Annotated in this window: 3 protein-coding genes; 1 reads left to right on the top strand and 2 read right to left on the bottom strand. The window is 64.6% G+C overall.

The genetic code is table 11. From position 1 onward, the window contains the following. Positions 1-400: aromatic amino acid lyase (locus EN935_RS32785; protein WP_164771559.1), on the top strand; the 400-nt coding region annotated here is incomplete at its 5' end. Positions 401-409: 9 nt separating this feature from the next. Here EN935_RS32785 and purU read toward each other — a convergent pair. Then, complete coding sequence (gene purU / locus EN935_RS32780; RefSeq protein ID WP_127263451.1) at positions 410-1291, bottom strand: formyltetrahydrofolate deformylase; 882 nt, start codon at positions 1289-1291, stop codon at positions 410-412. Further along, a complete protein-coding gene (locus EN935_RS32775; protein WP_127263452.1) occupies positions 1288-2088 on the bottom strand; it encodes a 3-methyl-2-oxobutanoate hydroxymethyltransferase in 801 nt (266 codons plus the stop codon). Before EN935_RS32775 ends, purU begins: the two co-directional genes overlap by 4 nt. Positions 2089-2111 lie beyond the last annotated feature (23 nt).

Raw genomic sequence — 2111 nt, 5'->3', positions numbered from 1 at the left:
GCCAAAATATCTGTCGCCGGTCGGCGGCGCCTCCGCCGGCTTCGTGCCGTTGCAGAAGACGGCGACGTCGATCCTTGCCGCCATCCGCCACAAGGCCAATCCTGTCATGCTCGACTTCCTGGCCGTGTCGGAAGGCGTCGAGGATCACGCCACGCAGACACCTCTCGCGGTCGCGAAATGCGCCGGGATGATCGCGCTGTGGCGCCGCGTGATCGCTTTCGAGCTGATGGCCGCCGCCCAGGCGGTCGACCTGCGCGACGGTTTCACGCCGGCGCCACGCACCGCCGCGATTCACACGGCAATCCGTGCACTCGTCCCGACGCTGAAGGAGGACCGGCCGCTCGGCATCGACGCCGAGGCACTCTACGCCGCGCTCGCCGGCGGGAGCTGGCCGACCTGACGCGGCTTCTCAGAAGACGACGGTCTTGTGGCCGTTGAGCATGACGCGGGCTTCAAGATGCAACTTGACGGCGCGCGCCAGAACCCGGCTTTCGATGTCGCGCCCGACAGCGACGAAGTCCTCGGCGCTCATCGCATGGGTGACGCGTTCGGTCTCCTGATCGATGATCGGGCCCTCGTCGAGGTCGGAGGTGACATAATGCGCGGTCGCACCGATCAGCTTGACGCCGCGGTCGAAAGCCTGGTGGTAGGGCTTGGCGCCCTTGAAGCTTGGCAGGAAGGAATGGTGGATGTTGATCGCCCGTCCGAACAGCCGGTCCGACAGGCTCTTCGAAAAGACCTGCATGTAGCGCGCCAGGATGACCAGTTCGGCCCCCGTCCGCTGCACCAGGTCCAGCAGCTTCTGTTCCTGTTCGGCCTTGTTTTCCCTGGTGGTCGGCCAATGGTGGTAGGCAATGCCCTCCAGCTCGGCGAAGCGTCGGGCATCCTCGTGATTGGAGACGACGGCGGCAACCTCCGCGTTCAGCCAGCCGACCCTGATCTGGTACAGCAGGTGGAGAAGCGCGTGGTCGAACTTGGAGACCATGACGATGATCTTCGGGCCGCGTCCCTGATCGACCAGCGCGGTCTTCATGCCGAAGCGATCGACGCTTGATTTCAGGGCCCGCTCCAGGCTGTCCTTGGTCGAGCCTGGCGGGCTGATGAAGGCGATCCGCATGAAAAAGCGATTGGTCTGCCGGTCCCAGAACTGGCTGCTTTCGGCGATGTTGGCGCCGTTCGCGGCAAGCTCCGCCGTGACGGCGGCGACGATCCCCGGCCGGTCCTCGCAGGAAAGGGTAAGAATATGAACCGGCGCGGCCTCGCCCGTCGCATCATTGTCTTGAGATTTCACGCCCCGTCGACCCTCTTCATGAACAGGCTGAGCTCAGCCGGGTCCATATGCACCACATGCTTGTCTTCGGGATAGGCCAGGCTGTTGACATCGGCAACATATTCCGAGAACGCGGCGATGCGCTCGGCCTGCAAACGATCAAATTCGGCGGCGAAGTTGCGGTAGACCTTGGAGTGGCGCGGCATGTGGCCACGGTTCTGGCCGAGGATGTCGTCGGCGAACAGATACTGCGCGTCGCAGCCGGTGCCCGCCCCCATCGACAGCATGATCAGCGACGTGCGTTCCGAGATCGCCTTGGCCACCTCGACCGGCACCACTTCGATCTCGGCGCCGATGGCGCCGGCGGCCTCCAGCTGCTTGACCGCCGCGAAGACCTCCATGGCAGTGTCGGCGGTCTTGCCGACAGCCTTGAAGCCACCGGTCCAGGTCGCGCGGGAAGGAATAAGGCCGACATGGCCGATGACCGGAATGGCATCGTCCGCCATCCGCTTGATCGTGGCGTAGCCGGCGCTGCAATAGACCGCGTCGGCGCCGGCCTTGTAGAGCCGGAAGGCCCAGCGCAGGAAATCGTCCGATGTGCCGATCTCGTAGAAATTATCACCCGGCATGGTGAACAGGCTGGGTGCTGCGTCGCGGTACTCAGGGTTGAGCACCAGCTCGGGCGGCACCGAGACGATATCGACCCCTGCCCGTTCGGCAGCCTCGGCCTCGTCCATCGTCAGCACGCGCAGCATGGTCAGCTGGCGCTTGCCCTTCATGGCGCGCAAATCCGCGACGGTCGGTCTTTTTCGGCTCATCTAGGGGTCCCCTCTGTTACGTG

Origin of the sequence: Mesorhizobium sp. M7D.F.Ca.US.004.03.1.1 (assembly GCF_003998635.1) — a bacterium.
GTDB lineage: Bacteria > Pseudomonadota > Alphaproteobacteria > Rhizobiales > Rhizobiaceae > Mesorhizobium > Mesorhizobium loti.
Note: the sequence above shows the minus strand (reverse complement) of the source record. Positions and strands in the feature narration are given on the sequence as shown.

What these genes read in the sequence shown, in the direction of transcription:
- EN935_RS32775 (WP_127263452.1), bottom strand. Translation starts at nt 2,088, where the DNA reads ATGAGCCGAAAAAGACCGACCGTCGCGGATTTGCGCGCCATGAAGGGC.